The 16211-nt window shown below is 66.0% G+C and carries 16 protein-coding genes and 2 tRNA genes; 7 read left to right on the top strand and 11 right to left on the bottom strand.

Features of this window, described 5'->3' with window-relative positions; genetic code table 11:
- Window positions 1–34: 34 nt before the first annotated feature.
- On the bottom strand, window positions 35–838 hold the full coding sequence (locus AC1DNE_RS16670) for a YqhA family protein (protein ID WP_476766129.1): 804 nt from the start codon (window positions 836–838) through the stop codon (window positions 35–37).
- A gap of 104 nt (window positions 839–942) precedes the next feature.
- Here AC1DNE_RS16670 and AC1DNE_RS16675 point away from each other — a divergent pair, with 104 nt between their 5' ends.
- The 3 genes from AC1DNE_RS16675 (at window position 943) to AC1DNE_RS16685 (ending at window position 4332) form a co-directional block, all read left to right on the top strand.
- The gene (locus AC1DNE_RS16675) at window positions 943–3429 is read left to right on the top strand and encodes a ligase-associated DNA damage response DEXH box helicase (protein ID WP_441471481.1); all 2487 of its coding nucleotides are present in this window, start codon (window positions 943–945) and stop codon (window positions 3427–3429) included.
- Entirely contained in the window at window positions 3426–4145 is a 720-nt protein-coding gene (pdeM, locus tag AC1DNE_RS16680; RefSeq protein ID WP_441471482.1) for a ligase-associated DNA damage response endonuclease PdeM, read from the top strand. Before AC1DNE_RS16675 ends, pdeM begins: the two co-directional genes overlap by 4 nt.
- A 112-nt stretch (window positions 4146–4257) precedes the next feature.
- Window positions 4258–4332: transfer RNA gene (locus AC1DNE_RS16685), tRNA-Thr, on the top strand.
- A gap of 276 nt (window positions 4333–4608) precedes the next feature.
- On the opposite strand, the gene AC1DNE_RS16690 is transcribed toward AC1DNE_RS16685, so the two are convergent.
- On the bottom strand, window positions 4609–4872 hold the full coding sequence (locus AC1DNE_RS16690) for a PilZ domain-containing protein (RefSeq protein ID WP_441471483.1): 264 nt from the start codon (window positions 4870–4872) through the stop codon (window positions 4609–4611).
- Window positions 4873–5254: 382 nt separating this feature from the next.
- Complete coding sequence (locus tag AC1DNE_RS16695) at window positions 5255–6190, bottom strand: VOC family protein (RefSeq protein ID WP_441471484.1); 936 nt, start codon at window positions 6188–6190, stop codon at window positions 5255–5257.
- Between the two features lie 408 nt (window positions 6191–6598).
- Here AC1DNE_RS16695 and AC1DNE_RS16700 point away from each other — a divergent pair.
- Window positions 6599–6673, top strand: a tRNA-Gly gene (locus tag AC1DNE_RS16700).
- A gap of 245 nt (window positions 6674–6918) precedes the next feature.
- The gene (locus AC1DNE_RS16705; protein ID WP_441471485.1) at window positions 6919–7308 is read left to right on the top strand and encodes a RidA family protein; all 390 of its coding nucleotides are present in this window, start codon (window positions 6919–6921) and stop codon (window positions 7306–7308) included.
- A gap of 99 nt (window positions 7309–7407) precedes the next feature.
- Here the strand turns inward: AC1DNE_RS16705 and AC1DNE_RS16710 are convergent, their stop codons facing one another.
- The 8 genes from AC1DNE_RS16710 to AC1DNE_RS16745 all read right to left on the bottom strand — a co-directional run bounded on the left by AC1DNE_RS16710 (window position 7408) and on the right by AC1DNE_RS16745 (window position 13874).
- Window positions 7408–7881 carry a nucleoside deaminase gene (locus AC1DNE_RS16710; protein WP_441471486.1) on the bottom strand — a complete coding sequence of 158 codons (474 nt, stop codon included), beginning with the start codon at window positions 7879–7881 and terminating at the stop codon, window positions 7408–7410.
- A gap of 11 nt (window positions 7882–7892) precedes the next feature.
- Window positions 7893–8486: an ankyrin repeat domain-containing protein gene (locus AC1DNE_RS16715; RefSeq protein ID WP_476766136.1), complete on the bottom strand. Its 594-nt coding sequence runs from the start codon at window positions 8484–8486 to the stop codon at window positions 7893–7895.
- A 184-nt stretch (window positions 8487–8670) separates the two neighbouring features.
- On the bottom strand, window positions 8671–9609 hold the full coding sequence (locus AC1DNE_RS16720) for a DMT family transporter (RefSeq protein ID WP_476766130.1): 939 nt from the start codon (window positions 9607–9609) through the stop codon (window positions 8671–8673).
- Between the two features lie 58 nt (window positions 9610–9667).
- Entirely contained in the window at window positions 9668–10957 is a 1290-nt protein-coding gene (locus tag AC1DNE_RS16725; RefSeq protein WP_476766131.1) for an ArgE/DapE family deacylase, read from the bottom strand.
- A gap of 179 nt (window positions 10958–11136) precedes the next feature.
- Window positions 11137–11310: a hypothetical protein gene (locus tag AC1DNE_RS16730; RefSeq protein ID WP_441471590.1), complete on the bottom strand. Its 174-nt coding sequence runs from the start codon at window positions 11308–11310 to the stop codon at window positions 11137–11139.
- 95 nt (window positions 11311–11405) lie between these two features.
- Window positions 11406–12200 carry a bestrophin-like domain gene (locus AC1DNE_RS16735; RefSeq protein ID WP_441471489.1) on the bottom strand — a complete coding sequence of 265 codons (795 nt, stop codon included), beginning with the start codon at window positions 12198–12200 and terminating at the stop codon, window positions 11406–11408.
- A 116-nt stretch (window positions 12201–12316) separates the two neighbouring features.
- Window positions 12317–12922 (bottom strand): helix-turn-helix transcriptional regulator, encoded by a 606-nt coding sequence (locus AC1DNE_RS16740; protein ID WP_441471490.1) that lies wholly within the window; start codon window positions 12920–12922, stop codon window positions 12317–12319.
- A gap of 166 nt (window positions 12923–13088) precedes the next feature.
- Window positions 13089–13874 (bottom strand): GntR family transcriptional regulator, encoded by a 786-nt coding sequence (locus AC1DNE_RS16745; RefSeq protein WP_476766132.1) that lies wholly within the window; start codon window positions 13872–13874, stop codon window positions 13089–13091.
- A gap of 59 nt (window positions 13875–13933) precedes the next feature.
- Between AC1DNE_RS16745 and AC1DNE_RS16750 the strand changes: the two genes are divergently transcribed.
- Window positions 13934–14884: a PfkB family carbohydrate kinase gene (locus AC1DNE_RS16750; protein WP_476841126.1), complete on the top strand. Its 951-nt coding sequence runs from the start codon at window positions 13934–13936 to the stop codon at window positions 14882–14884.
- Window positions 14885–15027: 143 nt separating this feature from the next.
- Entirely contained in the window at window positions 15028–16152 is a 1125-nt protein-coding gene (locus tag AC1DNE_RS16755; RefSeq protein ID WP_441471492.1) for a helix-turn-helix transcriptional regulator, read from the top strand.
- Window positions 16153–16211: the final 59 nt, after the last annotated feature.

Raw genomic sequence — 16211 nt, forward strand, 5'->3', positions numbered from 1 at the left:
AGGTCCGCCATGGGTCGTTCGCGGACCGCTGGCTCTAATGCCTTGGCGGTTCAATCTCTCCGACACGGTCTGCGATCGCCATGAGCAGCATGGTGAGCGCAAAGCCCAACATGATCGCAATGAGCCATCCGAGCTTTGTACTATCCGCGCTGTTCTCAATATCCAGGAACCACTCCAGAACATTCACCGCCGCTATGGCTATGATGGATGCAAGCAGCCTTTGCTTGAGGCCCGAGAAGCCTACGTTTGCCAGACTGGTCGGCCAGGCAGGACGTTGCTGTATATTGATGGGTGCCAAGAAATTCTCGTAACTCGAGCAAATCACGATCACGATCAGATTCGCCGTCAGGGCGATGTCGACGAGCTTCAGACTGCCAACAATGATTTCGGACGGGTCTGAAACCTGTGCTCGCATGAAAAAATCGAACAGCTTGAGCGCGAAATTGAAGAGCAGCGCCGCGAGGGTGAGTATCAGGCCAAGGAGAAATGGAGCAAGGAACCAACGAGAATTTGCAATGATTGCTTCGAGCGTCAAGCGCAAGCGATCCATGACGAACTCCCTGCGGCTTCTGACCCCGGGCGGAGTATGCGAAGGCTCAAATTGCCAGAATTGCCCGGTCACGCCAATCACAAGGTAATTGGCAATGGAATTGCGGCCGTCAGGGTCACCACGCTTGTAACAGCACTCACGAGCCAGCATGCAGCTGGCGAGGAATTTTTGACCTCGTGTGGCCGAGCGCTTTGGAAACAAATGCTCCCGCTGCCCGGAATCGGCCAGCCTGCCAAACGGCCCGTAACTGGGCCTTCTCCGAGCCCGCTCCGGGTCGGAACCAGCCATTCCGGCCTCTCCAAGTGAACCAGCGCAAGCTTCGCTGCCAGTAGCGGCGATGGCCTCTTTATTCCCCTTTCGTTCTCTCGCGCCGCACCCTATCTTCGGCCGGCATGGCCGCCCTCTCCCCGCTCCCTCCCACCTTCGAGGCCTGGTTCACCGGGCGCGGCTGGAACGTGCGTCCGCATCAGCTCGCGCTGCTGGAGGAGGCTCGTGCCGGGCGCTCGACGCTTCTGGTCGCACCGACCGGCGCCGGCAAGACGCTCGCCGGCTTCCTGCCCTCGCTGGTCGAGCTAGCGGAGCGCGAGGGCAGGCATGACGGGCTGCATACGCTCTATATCTCGCCGCTCAAGGCGCTCGCGGTCGACATCGCCCGCAATCTCGAAGCTCCCGTGCGCGAGATGGGGCTGCCGATCACCATCGAGACCCGCACCGGCGACACCTCCGCCGCCAAGCGGACGCGCCAGATCCAGCGCCCGCCCGACATCCTGCTGACGACGCCGGAGCAGCTCGCGCTGCTGGTCTCGCATCGCGATGCCGTGCCCTTCTTCGCAAACCTGCGCCGCATCGTACTCGACGAACTGCACGCGCTCGTCACGTCCAAGCGCGGCGACCTGCTCTCGCTCGATCTCGCGCGGCTGAAGGCGCTGGCGCCGCAGGTCTCGGCCGTCGGCCTCTCCGCGACCGTGCGCGAGCCCGCCGATCTGCAGCGCTATCTCGGCGGCACCGAGACGCCGGCCGGACTCGTCACCGTCGCGGGTGGCGCCAAGCCGCGCATCGGCATCCTCGATACGCAGCGGCGCCTGCCGATCGCCGGCCACACCACGCTGCATGCGATGGCCGAGGTCTATGACGCCATCCGCAGCCACAAGCTGACCCTCGTCTTCGTAAACACCCGCATGCAGGCGGAATTCGCCTTCCAGGCGCTGTGGAATCTCAACGACGACAACCTGCCGATCGCACTGCATCACGGCTCGCTCGACGCGCAGCAGCGCCGCAAGGTCGAGGCCGCGATGGCGGCAGGCCGGCTCAAGGCCGTGGTCTGCACCGCGACGCTCGACCTGGGCATCGACTGGGGCGATGTCGACCTCGTCGTCAATCTCGGCGCACCGAAAGGAGCGAGCCGACTGATCCAGCGCATCGGCCGCTCCAACCACCGCATGGACGAGCCCTCGGAAGCCCTTTTGGTCCCTTCCAATCGCTTCGAGCTGCTGGAATGCCGCGCGGCATTGGAGGCCGTCCACGAAGCCGCCCAGGACACCCCACCGCCGCGCATCGGCGCGCTCGACGTCCTCGCCCAGCATGTGCTCGGCGTCGCCTGTTCGGACGGCTTCGATGCCGACGCGCTCTACGAAGAAGTTCGAACCGCCTCCCCTTATGCCGATCTCGTCCGCGAAGATTTCGACGCCGTCGTCAATTTCGTCGCGACCGGCGGCTATGCGCTGAAGAGCTATGAGCGCTTCGCCAAGCTGCGGCAGGACAAGACCGGGCTCTGGCGCGCCAGCAACGCCAGCGTCATCCAGCAATACCGCATGAATGTCGGCACCATCGTCGAGGCCACCATGCTGAAGGTCCGGCTCGGCCGGGCGCGCGGCGGAAAGCCCGGCCAGCCCGGCATGATCACGCGTGGCGGGCGCGTGCTCGGCGAGATCGAGGAGTATTTCGCCGAGACCATGGTGCCGGGCGACACCTTCGTCTTCGCCGGCGAGGTCTTGCGCTTCGAGGGCATCGTCGAGAATGAGGCCGTCTGCTCGCGCGCTGCCGCCGGGACCGATCCCAAGATCCCGTCCTATGACGGCGGCAAGTTCCCGCTCTCGACCTTCCTGGCCGCCCGCGTGCGCGCCATACTGGCCTCGCCCGGCCTCTGGCGCACGCTGCCGGAGGAGGTTGCAGCCTGGCTGCAGGCGCAGAAGCAGAAGTCGCGCCTGCCCAAGCCGGGCGAGCTTCTGGTGGAGACCTTCCCGCGCGGCGGGCGCTTCTATCTCGTCGCCTATCCCTTCGAGGGCCGCCTCGCCCATCAGACCCTCGGCATGCTGCTGACGCGGCGGCTGGAGCGCGCCCGCATGCGCCCGCTCGGCTTCGTCTGCAACGATTACGGCATGGCCTGCTGGACGCTCGGCGACATGACCGCCGCCATCGCGCGCGGCGCGCTCGATCTCGACGAGCTCTTCGCGCAGGACATGCTCGGCGACGACCTCGAGGACTGGATGGCGGAATCGGCGCTGATGAAGCGCACCTTCCGTTCCTGCGCGATCATCGGCGGGCTGATCGAGCGGCGCTATCCGGGCCAGGAGAAGAGCGGCCGGCAGGTGACGATCTCGACCGACCTCGTCTATGACGTGCTGCGCCGGCACGAGCCCGACCATATCCTGCTCAAGGCCGCACGCGCCGATGCGGCGACGGGCCTGCTCGACATTCGCCGGCTGGGTGAGATGCTGACACGAATCAGCGGCCGAATCGTCCATCAGCCGCTCGACCATGTCTCGCCGCTCGGCGTCTCGGTGATGCTCGAGATCGGGCGCGAAGCGGTTTTTGGCGAGGCGGCCGACGAGATCCTGGCGGAGGCGGAGGCGATGTTGACCGAAGAGGCGATGGCGTGACGGTTGCCACTACAGGGCTGGACCGAGCGCTGTCGAAAGCGAACGAAGCCTTCATGCTGGGCCGGCTCGCGCTCGTGCCCGATCTCTCCGGCGCGCTCTGGCTGCCGGACGAGCGCACGCTGGTCGTCGCCGATCTGCATCTGGAGAAGGGCTCCGCCTATGCCGCGCGCGGCGTGATGCTGCCGCCCTATGATTCGACAGCGACGCTGACCGCCCTCGCCGCAGTGGTGCGGCGCCATCAGCCGGCGCGGCTCATCGCACTCGGTGACAGCTTCCACGACCGCGAGGCCGAAGCCAGGCTCGCCCCCGCAACGCTCGCCTCGCTGCGCGAATTGCAACAGGGCCGCGACTGGCTCTGGATCACCGGCAACCACGACCCGGCGATCAGCCGCGCCATGGGCGGCGAGAGCGCCGAGTCGATCATGCTGTCCGGCGTAGTGCTCCGCCATGAGCCGGACAGCGCCGCGGCCGGGCTCGAAATCGCCGGCCACCTCCACCCGACCGCGAAAGTGCGGATGCGTGGACGGGCCTTGAGGCGCCGCTGCTTCGCCTTGTCGTCGCGCCGCTGCGTGATGCCGGCGATGGGCGCGTATGCCGGCGGCCTCAATCTGCGCGACGTCGCCTTCCGGCCGCTGTTCCGCGAGGGCCTGAGCGCCCATCTCTTAGGCGACGGCCGAGTTTTCCAGATCGATCCACGATTATTGCTGCCGGATTGAGAGAGCGGGTTGCGCCCGCCCCGCGCTTGTGGCATCAGGGCGCCGCTTCGGAACGACGCCAGCGCCCGCAACCGCCTCAGAGCGACCGCGACGCGCACCGGCCGCCGGACCTGCTGCGGTAGCTCAGTGGTAGAGCACTCCATTGGTAATGGAGAGGTCGAGAGTTCAATCCTCTCTCGCAGCACCAGTCTCAAGCATCTGAAATTCGAAAAATCGTTGCGCCGCTGGGGTTGGCACACACGCCCTGCCGCACGGAGGCGGGTCACATGGCATTTCGCGTGGCCAATCCTCAGGCATCGCTTCGGACCAAGGATCCACGCAACGCGAGCGCGGGCGAGGTCAGCGTGAACGGATGGCCATGCCCGGCTCGCAGCCGTGTCCTACCGGACGCGAAGTGGCGATCCATCACTTTGCTTAAGCTTCGGACTTCTCCGAAAAGTGGATTTCACTTTTCAGTCCGACTCTAGCCGGCAGCCAGCTTCGCGAAGGCGATCCCGATTGAGGTGTGATCCTGCCACATCACCTGCGCAACGCGTTCGGGCCCGGTAAGCGCCGAGGTCAACCGAATCTCTCCTGCCAACTCCACACCCGCCGGTACGCGGAGCTTGGCTCCTCCGTCCGATATGTCACGGATGATGCAGCTGTAGGTGACCCCGCTGCTTGTCCGGATCTTGGCCGTTTCCACCAACCGTCGACGTTCGGAGCGGCGAGTCTGGGATGTCGTCATGGCCGGGCTGATATCAGGGCGATCGTTCTTCAGGGATGAATTCGTTTGTTTGAATTCGATTCATGCAGCCTGACCCCGTCCTTTTCCGCCAGCGGTTTCGGCGGCGCCGATCGATGACAAGAGGCCGTTGCCAGCGCCCCTTCCTCGCACAAAGCAACAGCGCATTGCAGCAGGAATCGGCTTCGGCTCCTGAAAGATCTGCACGGGTCGGCCCGACATGCGCCGGCAGGATCGTGGCCTGCGGCGCCACACGGTACCGGAGCGATGGAAAATCCGCCTTTCGGCGTCAGCCCTACCCACAATGCCATCGCGAGATGCCGGATCTCACACCCGCGAGCTGGCCGAAGGCACGCGTTCGTTCGGGCATCACCGACCAACGGAGCTAGCTGAACTGATCCAGCGGCGGCAGGATGCGGAGCAACTCCTCCTGCCGATCCTGCAAGCCCGGGGGAAAGATCAGTCGCGTCCCCAGGTTCTCGCGCGTCTCGTCGATCAGAAAGCCCGGACTGTCCGTCGAGACTTCGATCAGCAATCCGTCAGGGCCGCGAAAGTAGATCGAGCGAAAATAATGGCGGTCCTTAATCGGGCTGGCGCTGATTCCGACGCGCTCCTTGAGGGCTTCGGACATGGCGGCCAGATCAGCCTCGTCCCTCGCTCGGAAGGCGACATGATGGATCGCTCCCGCTCCGAGTCTGGGGCGTTGCCGGTCGTTCCGCCGATGCAGACAAATCCACCCACCCGCATCATCGTGCGCGGAGAATTCGATCCAATCGGCTTCGCGCCGCATTTCGGCGAAACCCAGAACTTCGGTGAGAATCCGTGTCATCAGCTCCGTCCCGCGGATGCTCAATGACACGCCGCGGAGCGCGCGGAGGGCGAAAGCCGGAGGGATATCAGGCAGCGACCAGGTCGCCGCGGAGGCAAGCTCGGAAGCAACCAGCGCCAGAGGTGCGTGATCGGGATCCTCAAAGCTCAGTTGGGGGGCTCCACCCGGCGCCCGCTCGCGTCGGAACGGGACGCCGGAGGCAATAAGGCGCCTTTCCCACCAGGTGACCGCCTCCGGTCCAATGGCGAAGGATATATGCTCGCCGCCGTCTGGCCGCTCGCTCGCCGCGGCCGCGCTCAACCAAGCAAAAAATGAAAGGCTGCTTCCCGGCGCGCCGTCCGCATTGCCGTAGATGAGGTGATAGGCGCCCGGATCCTCGTGTGTCACCGTCCGCTTTACCAAGCGGAGGCCGAGTACCCGCGTATAGAAATCGAGGTTGCGCAACGCATCCGTGGCGATTGCCGTGACATGATGCAATCCCCGCCCGGTCATGCCGGCGATCCTCCGCCAGAATGGTGTCGCTTTTCAAAAGCCCGGGTCCGGTTGTGGCTTGATATCCCGTCCGTCGCCCGCATGGGGATCCGAAGGCACTTTCTGGCGGACGTCTTGGACAATGGCGCGGTCATTTGGACGGGAGCGTCGGAAACTCCCCTTCGTTGGAAGATGCTAGCCCGAAACCGTCGAATGGCTCAATCGGATCGGTATTCCTGCGCGGCCTTCCGACCCACAAGGCGCCTGCATCGGTCGCTATGAGCCACGATACGGCAGCGCCGGCTATTGATTTCTTCCCGGTTTGGAGCGCACGCGACTCCGTGCCGCAGAATGCGGGATGACACGGGGTTTGCAAGACGCTAAGAACGCTTCGCTGCGACGCGTCGGGTCTCGACCGCAAGACAGCACGCGGGCGTAGTTCAGTGGTAGAACGTCAGCTTCCCAAGCTGAATGTCGTCGGTTCGATCCCGATCGCCCGCTCCAAATTCCCTCGAATTTTCAGCTTGATGTGGCGGTTCTACCGCCAAATTCCCGTTCGGCGGCAGCTCAGCTCGCCCGAAGCGCGACTCGCGCCTGCACGACTTTACGGCTCTGACCGACCGCCCCGCGCGAGTAACGCGCTGCCCCCAAGTCTCTCGTTCGTTCCGCCCGGGGAATTCCGAGCCGGCGCGTAAAGATGATCTCCACCTTTTGCCACCACATGGCGGGACAGGACGGAGGAGACCGCCATGCCCAAGCGCATCATTTCATCGGACAAGGTCTGCAAGGGCAGGCTGCCCTTCGCGCAGGCGACCGTGGCCGGCGATTTCATGTTCGTCTGCTGCGTCGGCACCAACCGGGACGGCAAGCTCGCCATCGGCGATCCGCGGCGCCAGACCCAGCAATGCATCGACAACATCAAGGCGTTGCTGGAGGAAGCCGGCGGCAGCCTCGCCGATGTCGTGAAGTGCACAGTCTATGTCACCGACCGGGCCTATTGGGAGCCGATGAACGAGGTCTACTTCGCCAATTTCGCCGAGGCCTCGCCGCACCGCGTCTCCTGCATCGTCAACGGCCTCGGCTCGCCCGATTGCATCGTCGAGATCGACGCCACCGCCTATCTCGGCGACAAGGTCTGACGCTGCCGGCCGCAGGCGAACAACGGTTCAAGGCGCTCTGGCATGGATCCCGGATCAAGCCGGGGATGACCGCGCGGGGCCGCGCGATAACAATGCAGCCTAGCTCGCTGCGGTCTGGTGCTGCTTCCACGCCGCATAGAGATCAGACCCATCGTCGAGACGGACGGGCACATAGCTGATCTTCATCGACTGCTCGGCGAAAGGCCTCGCCAGATCGGCATAGATTGCCGCGGTGGAAAGCCCATACGGCGCCCCGTCATCGTTGGAGTAGGCATAGTAGACTTCGCCTACGCCGGCGAGCCGCATCGCCGCCATGCACATCGGGCAGGGATGGCCGCTGGCATAGACCGCGCAGCCCGCAAGGTTCGGCGAGCCCAGCTTGCGGCTCGCCGCGCGCAGCGCCGTCAGCTCGGCATGGGCGGTGGGGTCGTTGGTGGCGATGATCTCGTTGACGCCGGTGGCAACCACCTCGCCGCCCCGCACCACGACGGCTCCGAATGGACGGCCGCCCTTCTCGATATTGGCCCTGGCGAGTTCGATCGCCTCGCAAAGGAAACGCTGGGCCTGACTCATGATCGACCTCTTCACCGGGCGCCGACGGTGCGCAGAATCTGCTCGATCTTGGCGTAGCCGCGGCTGCGCGCGTGCTGGAGCGGGGTGACGCCGTCGCGATCGGCGAGGTTCACATTCGCCCCGGCGGCTATCAGATCATTGACGATCTGCTGATGCGCCTGCCCACCGTCGCTGAGGATGATCGCCTCGAGCAGCCCGGTCCAGCCGAGATTGTTGACGTGGTCGACGTCGACACCGGCGGCGATCAGGGTGCGGACCGTCTCGACATGGCCGCGCTCGCAGGCCGGGATCAGGGCCGTGCCGCCGTAGCGGTTGGTGCTCCTGAGGTCAGCGCCATGCGCCAGCGTCAGCTTCAGGATGGCGAGGTGGCCGCGCGCCCCGGCATAGAGATAGGGGCTGTCGTTGATCGCGTCCTTGGCGTTCACATTCGCACCGGCCTCGATCAGCGCCTGGGCCGCGCTGACGTGGTTCTCATGGGCCGCGACCAGCAGCGCAGTGCGCCCGCGCGCATCGCGCGTATCGATGGCAGCACCTTTCGAGAGAAGGCGCTTGATGGTGGCGACGTCGTCACGCGCCGCGGCGGCATGAAGGCTGGTGTCGGTCATAGTCTGTCCGATGGTTCGCTGCGGGCAGAAGGCCAGCAGAAGAAGAATGAAGGCGATGATCGGCGACGATCTGGACAATCCCGGACCTCCTTTGTGCCCTGCCTCAGATAGGAACTGCGCCGCCCATCCGAAAATGAAATATCCGGATGCTCTCCAGTGGGCTTTCGAATGAACGCGCTAGCCGTCAAGCGCCGTGGGCAGCCTGGCGCTGCCGGCGCGGGACCATGATCGCCCCCGAGGCCGCGACCACCAGAGCAAGGCCGAGCCAGTCGGTCGATGTGGGCCGCTCGCCCAGCAGCAACACCGAGCCGAGCACGCCGACCGCAGGGACCATCAGCGTGCCGAGGCTGGCGATGCCCGCCGGCAGACGCGCCACCACCGTGAACCAGAGGAAGTAGGCGAGCGCCTGCGCGCCGATGATGTGGAAGCTCAAAGCCGCCACCACGCGCGGCGACAGCAACTTCGGCGCGGGCAGCCCCTCGAAGGCGAGCATGCCGATGCCGGCCACGAGCCCGCCGATCAGCAATTGCCAGGCGGCGATGGCGAGCGCCGGAGCCGAGACCGGCCAGCGCTTGGTCACGATCGTACCGAGCGCCCAGCTCACCGCCGCGAGGAGCGCCAGCATCAGGCCGAAGGAGAGTTGTCCGGCCGCGATCAGCGGCAGGCCGAGACAGAGCAGGCCGGCTATGCCGAAAGCGAGACCGACGAGGCGCCGGCCGTCGAAAGCCTCACCCAGCACGAGGCGGGCGAGCAGCGTCGCCCAGATCGGCATGGTGAAGGTCAGGATCGCGGCACGCGAGGTCGGCGCCGCGAGCTGCGCGAAGGCGAGCAGCACATTGAAGGCGGCGATCGAGAGGATGCCGGCAACGACGAGGCGCAGCCACTGTCCACGCGGCACGGCGAGCGGAACGCCGCGCGCCAGCGCCACCGCGACGAGGACGAGTCCGGCGAAGCTCATGCCGGCGGCGCGCAGCGTCCAGGGCGCGATCTCGGTCAGCGAGATGCGAACCGCGGGCCAGTTGAAGCCCCAGAGCAGTCCGAGCAGCGGGACGAGCAGGAGCGCCCGGCTGGACCGCACTGCGTCCTCCCGGACGCCCGGCGCTCCAGTTCCTTGTTTCAGCATCGCATTCTCCGAAAGTCGGTGTCCACTTTTCGGCCGGATGCTCCGAGCGCCGGCGCGCTCAAGCGCCGATGGTTTCGAGGCCGCACCATTCGGCGACGAAGAGCGCCATGGTGCCGGTGATGCGCTTCAGCGAAGTGAGGCTGACGCGCTCGTCGAAGGCGTGGACGTTCTCCGAAACCGGGCCGTAGCAGAGCGCCGGCACCTTGTCGTAGAGCGCGTAGACGCGGGTATCGAGATAGGCCGCCGTCATGAAGCTCTTCAGCGGCTTGCCGGTCGCGGCGGTGTGGGCGTTCGCCAGCACGCCCTCGGCATCGCTGCCGGGCTCCAGCACATAGCCCTGCGCGTAGAAGCCGTTGAAGCTGACGCGCGGCGGATTATTGGCGAGGAACCTGTCGCCGCGGGAGAAAGCCAGCACGCAGGCCTCGATACGCTTCGCCGTCTCCTCGGCGCTCACGCCGGGATAGATGCCGATGCGGCAATCGAGCCGGCACCAGCACGGAACGGAGGAAGCCCAGTCGCCACCCTCGATCTTGCCGATATTGAGGTTGATCGGGTGCGCGATATCCTCGAAATGCGCCCGCCCTGCCTTCTCGCGGTTGAGCTCCTCCTCGAGCCCTCGCAAGGCGCCGACGACGCGATAGGCCGCGTCGATGGCATTGGCGCCGGCGCCCATCTCGCGCACATGCACCGGCTTGCCGCGCACCTCGACCTGGAACCAGAGCACGCCGACATTGGCGCGCACCAGCATCTCCTCTTCCGGCTCCGGGATGAGTACGGCATCGGCCTTGTAGCCGCGCAGATGCGTCATCAACGCGCCGTTTCCGGTGGATTCCTCCTCGACCACCGACTGGACGTAGACGGTCGCGGCCGGCTGCATGCCGATGCGCCGGAGCGCATCGAGGCAGGCGAGGTTCGCCGCGTGCCCCGCCTTCATGTCGGCGGCGCCACGGCCATACATCCAGTCGCCGTCGATCACGGGATCGAAGGGCGGATGGCTCCATTGGTCGGCCGGGCCGGTCGGCACCACGTCGATATGGGCCTGGAGAATCAGCGACCGCCCCTTCTCCGCGCGTGGGTGATGAATGCCGACGACGATGGGGGCATCGGAATGCGTGTCGGAGAACGGCGCGCCACCGGGATGGGCCGCGATCGCCTCGCGGTCCATGGCGAAACGGTCCATGGTCAGGCCCCGCTGCTTCATGGCGCGGAAGATGAAGTCCTGGACCGTATGCTCCTGGCCGCGCACCGAGCCGAAGCGGACGAGGTCCTGCGTGTAGGCGACCTGCTTGTCGAAGCCCGCCTCGACGGCGGCGAGGATCTTGTCGCGAAGGGCGGCGTCGAGAGGCATGGGCAGGCTCCGAGGAAAGGCAAGGTCGGCTGTCACGCTCGGCGCTCCTCCCGAGGAGCCGCGCCGCGGCGTCTCGAAGGATGCTCCAGCGCATTCTGGAAGATCCTTCGAGACGCCGCCTGACGGCTACCGCTCAGGATGAGGGCCGACGATACGAGACGCGACGCAACCTGCGTCAATTAGTGCCTGAAGCGCCCGCCGCCCGGCACTGCCGCCAGCAACTGCCGCGTATACTCGTGCTGCGGGTCGGCGAAGAGCGCCGCCGTCGGGCGGCTCTCGACGAGGCCGGGCCGGGCTTGAATGTCGTTGACCAGCGCCTTCGCCTGCTTCGCGTCGAAGGCGCATTTCGGCACATCGCCCGATGTAGAACGTGATCTTCGACAAGACCGGACCGGCCGCAGCTTGCCAAGGCCACGTCCTCCCCCAATTCGCGGTCGGCCTCGCGGATTCAGCGGGTCATTCCCGCCAGGGCATCGCGCATCGCCGCGCTCGGGATGCCGAACAAGCCGTCATAATGCGTCTCGAGATCGCTGATCACGAACATCACCGTCGAGATCGAGATGACCCCGATCCCCAGCACGATCGCGGCCACGCGCTTGCGCGGCGTCTGCAGGCCGAAGCTCAGGAACACGAGCATCAGCCAGAAGGTCAGAACGCTCGTGAAAAGCGGCGAGACCGGCCCATGCACGTCCTCGATCACGGCCCAGCGCCGCTGCTGCAACTGCAAAAAGGCCGAGCGGCATTCGGCCGCGATGTTGGCGCGGAGCGTGTCGGAAGACGCCAAGCCGTTGATCGCCCGCCCGATGCGGTTGAGCAGGGCACCGAGGGAAGGATCGGCACCCTCGCGCGCCATGACGGACGTGTCGGGGTAGGACATGCCCGCGGGCTTCGGCTCCTGCGGCCAGGTGCTGGCGATGACCGCCGCAGTGTAGCTGCGCAGGTCGAGGTGTATCGGCTCCGCCTCCGGCCCGTAGTTGCGCAGGCACTCGCCGAGCTGGGCGAGCTGGGCAGCGTCGGCGTTGCGGTCGCGATAGGCCTTGTCGAAGCTTGCCTTCACGTTCGAGAGCTGAACGCTGAGCACCAGCGCGGCAAAGGTGACGAGCAGGCTCGTCACCAGCCGCAGCGCCTCCATGGTGCGCTCAGGGAGATTTTCCTCTGACAACCAGCCGCGCAATTTCATGCCGAGAATCGCGCTTGCGCTCAACAGAGCGCAAAAGGTGAAGGCTGCAACGGTCTCGGGCATGGCCGCGGTCGCTCCCGGCAAAGTGCGGGCATACGCACGCTGCTTCACAGGGCTTACGATGATGAGCGGTGTCAATATCCGCTGACGATCAAACTGCCGACGCGCGCGGAACTCGCTCAGCGCGCATCCTCGACATAGGTGGCGACGAAGCGGACAAGCTCGCTCTGCCGGGCCGTTCCGGTCTTGGTGAAGAGGCGCTGGAGGTGCGTGCGCGCCGTCGTCGGCGCGATGCCGAGCCTCCTCGCCGCGACGATCGTGTCGAGCCCCTCGACGATGAGCGCCAGCATGCGCTCTTCCGTCGGCGTCAGCCCGCAGGCTTCACTGACCTGAGCGACGTTCCGCTCCATGGCGCTTTCGGGGTCGTCGACGGTCAGGACGAAGAGGTCGATGCCCGCCAGATGCACGGCATCGATCGCGACCTGCCGTCCGCAGCGCAGCGCCAGCGGCAGCCGCATCTCGCCGAGCGCGCTGCCGCCGCGGCAGCGCTTCATCCAGACCTGAAGCCGCGCCATGAAAGCCTTGTCGCAGGCGGTGAAGCGATCCGTGTCACCCAACCCGTTCCGGGCGAGAGCGGCCGCGCCGCGATTGCTGAAGCGCATGTTCAGGCCGGCATCGATGACGAAGACGGGTTTCGACGCCGCATCCGCCGCTTCCGGAGCCACCCGTCGTGACGGCAACGGCGTAAAGCCCGCCCTGCCGATGACCGAAACATGGAATGACATCGCAACATCCATCCCTGCAATCCATGGCTCGCCGCGCATACGTATGGAGACAGTTCCAGTACGTGCTTCGGTTTCCATTCGTCGCACCGGGGATGAAACCGGTTCAAAGCCTCTCAGATATGGACCGGGATTGGACCTCATGCCGGCGGCTGCGCGCCCGCTCGAATCAGACCTTCAGCGCCAGCCGGTAGGTATAGGTGTCACCGCGGAAAAGGCCTTCGACATATTCGAGCATGACGCCATCCGCGCCGTAGCTGCGCCGCTTGATCAGCAGGCAAGGCACCGGCTTCCGGAAGCCGAAGATCGCGCATTCCTCCTCGCTCGGAGCCGCCGCCTCGATGGTCTGGTCGCAGCGCACCAGCGGACATCCGAAACCGGCAAGAGCAGCATAGACGGAGCCTGTCAGATCTGCCCCGGCGAGCTCCGGCACCCGCTCCAGATTGTACCAGGCGCACTCGCGTGACATCGGGATGCCGTCACCGGCGCGAACACGGATCAGCTTGAGGAAGCTGGCATGCGAGGTCTCGCCGAAAATCGAGGCAATCGAGCGGTCGTTGACCACCGTGCGCTCGAGAATGCGGGAAGACGGCACCCGGCCCAGTTCGCGCATCTCCTCGGTGAAGCCCTTGAGCCGGTCCATGCCCGAGTGCAGACGACGCCCCGGCCCCTGAACGATCGAGCCGAGCCGCCCCTGCGCGCTCAGCAATTTTCGCTGTCGCAGCGTATTGTAGGAGCGTTGTACAGTGGTGCGGCTGATGCTGAGCCGCTCGGCCAATTCGCGTTCCGCCGGAAGGGTCGTGCCGGGTGGAAGGACGCCGTCGCCGATCAGTCGCGTCAGCTGATCCTCAAGCTGCTGATAGAGCGGCTTGGCGGTGTCGCTGCGCAGCTCCAGCAATTCCTGGAACGGCGGCTTGGGCGACGGCTTGGGAAAGGAAGGCTTAGGCGCAGTCATCGGTTGCATGATCGTGACACAACCCGCGTAGCAGTTCGTGAATAGGAAAATCAAACCCTATGCTCGGCAAGCCGATCTTTATCCTGGGAAGCTTCGTCCTCGCTTGTTCGGCGAAAGTCGGGCGTTTTCCGCGGCCCGGGGAATCGACGACCGCCGAACGCGTCACCATCGAACCCGGTGGCAAGGGGTTGAACCAGGCGATCATGGCGCGCCGCCTCGGCACCGCCGTCGATGGACTGCTTGCTGTGGGCGACGATCTGGCTGCCAGCTTCGCGCCGACGGCCCTCGTGCGCGCCGATCTGCCGGAGGCGATGCTCGTGCGCATCGACGGGCAGACCGGGAGCGGCGTCGCCTTCATCGACGCGGCCGGCGAGACCAGCCTCGCCATCGCTCCGGGGGCCAATCTCGCCCTTTCGGAGGCGCATGTCCGGGCAAAGGCCAACGCGATCGAAGGAGCCGCCCTCGTGGCCGCGCAATTCGAGATCGCTGACGCGCCCATCCGCGAGGCCTTCGCCCTGGCCCATCGGGCGGGTGTGCCAACCCTGCTCAACCCCTCGCCTTTCCGGACGGTGCCGGAGGACGTCGTGGGCTCGACCTCGGTTCTCATCGTCAACGAAACCGAGGCACGCAGCCTGGCGGCGACGTTCGGCTGGCAGGACGTGGACATCGCCACGCCGGAGCGCTTCGTCGCGGAACTCGGCCCGGCGATCCTGAAACGCGGCCCAAGGCTCGCCGTGCTGACCCGCGGCGCAGCCGGCGCCATAGCGGTCGCGGCAGATGAGCCGCCTGTCGTGCAGCCAAGTTTCCCGGTCGATACGGTCGACGCCCTCGGCGCCGGCGATGCCTTCGCTGCGACGCTCGGCGTCCGCCTGGCCGAGGGCGCCACGCTCTCCGAGGCGCTACGTGACGCTGCAGCCGCGGGCGCGCTGACGACGACGCGGCACGGCGTCTTCGATGCCCTCCCGACAGCCGCGGACATCAGCGCGCTGACCCGGAACCGATCCGGCTGAGGCAGCTGGCGGCACCCGTTAAGGATTGGATTGTTTATGGACTTTTCCCGGACACTCCATGCTGCTACCCTTCCGATCTCAGGATCATGTCCAGCCCATGACCGTCGGGGGCCTTCATGGCGCGTCCGGATGTCGATACCGTCATGTCTGCGATCGACCGACTTCTGATCGGCGCGATTGACGAGGAACAGATGCCGAGCGCCGCAGAGACGATGCGGCAGCTCTTCGACGGCTCGGATGCCTGCTTCGCCAGCTTCGGCCCCTACCCCGAGGATCGGATCGCCTACCCGGCGAACCCCAACCCGTCGAACCCTAATCCGTCCTGGCAGGAGTACTGCAGCGAACTGGCGCCGGGCCTGATCGAGATGGGCGAGATCTTGCGCGGTATTCCGCTCGGCGTCGTCTATCGGGATCACGACGCCGCCGGCACGGCCCCCCTGCGGCGCCCGCGGGCCGGTCAGAGCTGGTTCCCCCTGGCTGACGCTCATGACGGCATGTCCTGCCGCCTTGCGGAGAAAGGACAGACCTTCTGGTTTTTCGATGTCCGGCGCGACAGCAGCCAGGAGCGTTTCGACGACGCCGATGCGTCCTTGCTCCGCCGGCTCTATCCGGTGCTGCGGCGCGTGGCGGAACTGCGCCGCCATATCGGCCGCGTCACGATCCAGCGCGACGAGGCGCGCGGCGCGCTCGACCGCCTCGCCCTTGGTATCGCGATCCTCGATGCGGAGATGCGGATTTCCTATGCCAATGAGGGCGCCGACGAAATCCTGGCCGAGCCGGACGGGCCGATCGGGTTGCGTCAGGGGCGCCTCTACGCCCGTCAGCCGGGCGACCAGCGCCGGCTTCGGCAGCTGATCGACGGCGCGCTGCACTGCGCTCGCGACCCGCTCGCAAACCATCAGGCGAGCATGATCCTGCATGGCGGCGACGGCGGTCATTCGCTTTCGGCCTGCGTCATGCCTGCGGCGCCCTCCCCGGCGCTCCACCGGCAACATGGTCTGGTCATGATCGCGCTCAGGCGCCTCGAGACGGCGACCGACATCATCGCCTGCGCGCGCCAGCTCTTTGATTTGACCGATACCGAAGCCAAGTTTGCGTCCGCCCTGGCAAGCGGATTGTCTCTGACGGAAGCGGCCGTAGCCCAGGGCGTGCGAATCTCGACCGCCCGCACGCATTTGGCGCGGATCTTCCAGAAGACCAACACCCGCCAGCAAAGCCAGCTCGTCTCGCTGCTGCGCAGCGCGGTGCTGCCCCTTCAGCCGCGCTGAGTTCGGCCTCTACCGGGCAGAGCCGACCTGCCAACGCCCCTCCGAGCGACGAAGCTCCC

The sequence above is a fragment of the Allobosea sp. 05L423 genome, from assembly GCF_056397745.1.

Coding starts and splice junctions, on each gene's coding strand:
- AC1DNE_RS16670 (WP_476766129.1), bottom strand. CDS start 838: ATGGCTGGTTCCGACCCGGAGCGGGCTCGGAGAAGGCCCAGTTACGGG.
- AC1DNE_RS16675 (WP_441471481.1), top strand. CDS start 943: ATGGCCGCCCTCTCCCCGCTCCCTCCCACCTTCGAGGCCTGGTTCACC.
- AC1DNE_RS16690 (WP_441471483.1), bottom strand. CDS start 4,872: ATGACGACATCCCAGACTCGCCGCTCCGAACGTCGACGGTTGGTGGAA.
- AC1DNE_RS16695 (WP_441471484.1), bottom strand. CDS start 6,190: ATGACCGGGCGGGGATTGCATCATGTCACGGCAATCGCCACGGATGCG.
- AC1DNE_RS16705 (WP_441471485.1), top strand. CDS start 6,919: ATGCCCAAGCGCATCATTTCATCGGACAAGGTCTGCAAGGGCAGGCTG.
- AC1DNE_RS16710 (WP_441471486.1), bottom strand. CDS start 7,881: ATGAGTCAGGCCCAGCGTTTCCTTTGCGAGGCGATCGAACTCGCCAGG.
- AC1DNE_RS16715 (WP_476766136.1), bottom strand. CDS start 8,486: ATGACCGACACCAGCCTTCATGCCGCCGCGGCGCGTGACGACGTCGCC.
- AC1DNE_RS16720 (WP_476766130.1), bottom strand. CDS start 9,609: ATGCTGAAACAAGGAACTGGAGCGCCGGGCGTCCGGGAGGACGCAGTG.
- AC1DNE_RS16725 (WP_476766131.1), bottom strand. CDS start 10,957: ATGCCTCTCGACGCCGCCCTTCGCGACAAGATCCTCGCCGCCGTCGAG.
- AC1DNE_RS16735 (WP_441471489.1), bottom strand. CDS start 12,200: ATGCCCGAGACCGTTGCAGCCTTCACCTTTTGCGCTCTGTTGAGCGCA.
- AC1DNE_RS16740 (WP_441471490.1), bottom strand. CDS start 12,922: ATGTCATTCCATGTTTCGGTCATCGGCAGGGCGGGCTTTACGCCGTTG.
- AC1DNE_RS16745 (WP_476766132.1), bottom strand. CDS start 13,874: ATGACTGCGCCTAAGCCTTCCTTTCCCAAGCCGTCGCCCAAGCCGCCG.
- AC1DNE_RS16750 (WP_476841126.1), top strand. CDS start 13,934: ATGCTCGGCAAGCCGATCTTTATCCTGGGAAGCTTCGTCCTCGCTTGT.
- AC1DNE_RS16755 (WP_441471492.1), top strand. CDS start 15,028: ATGTCTGCGATCGACCGACTTCTGATCGGCGCGATTGACGAGGAACAG.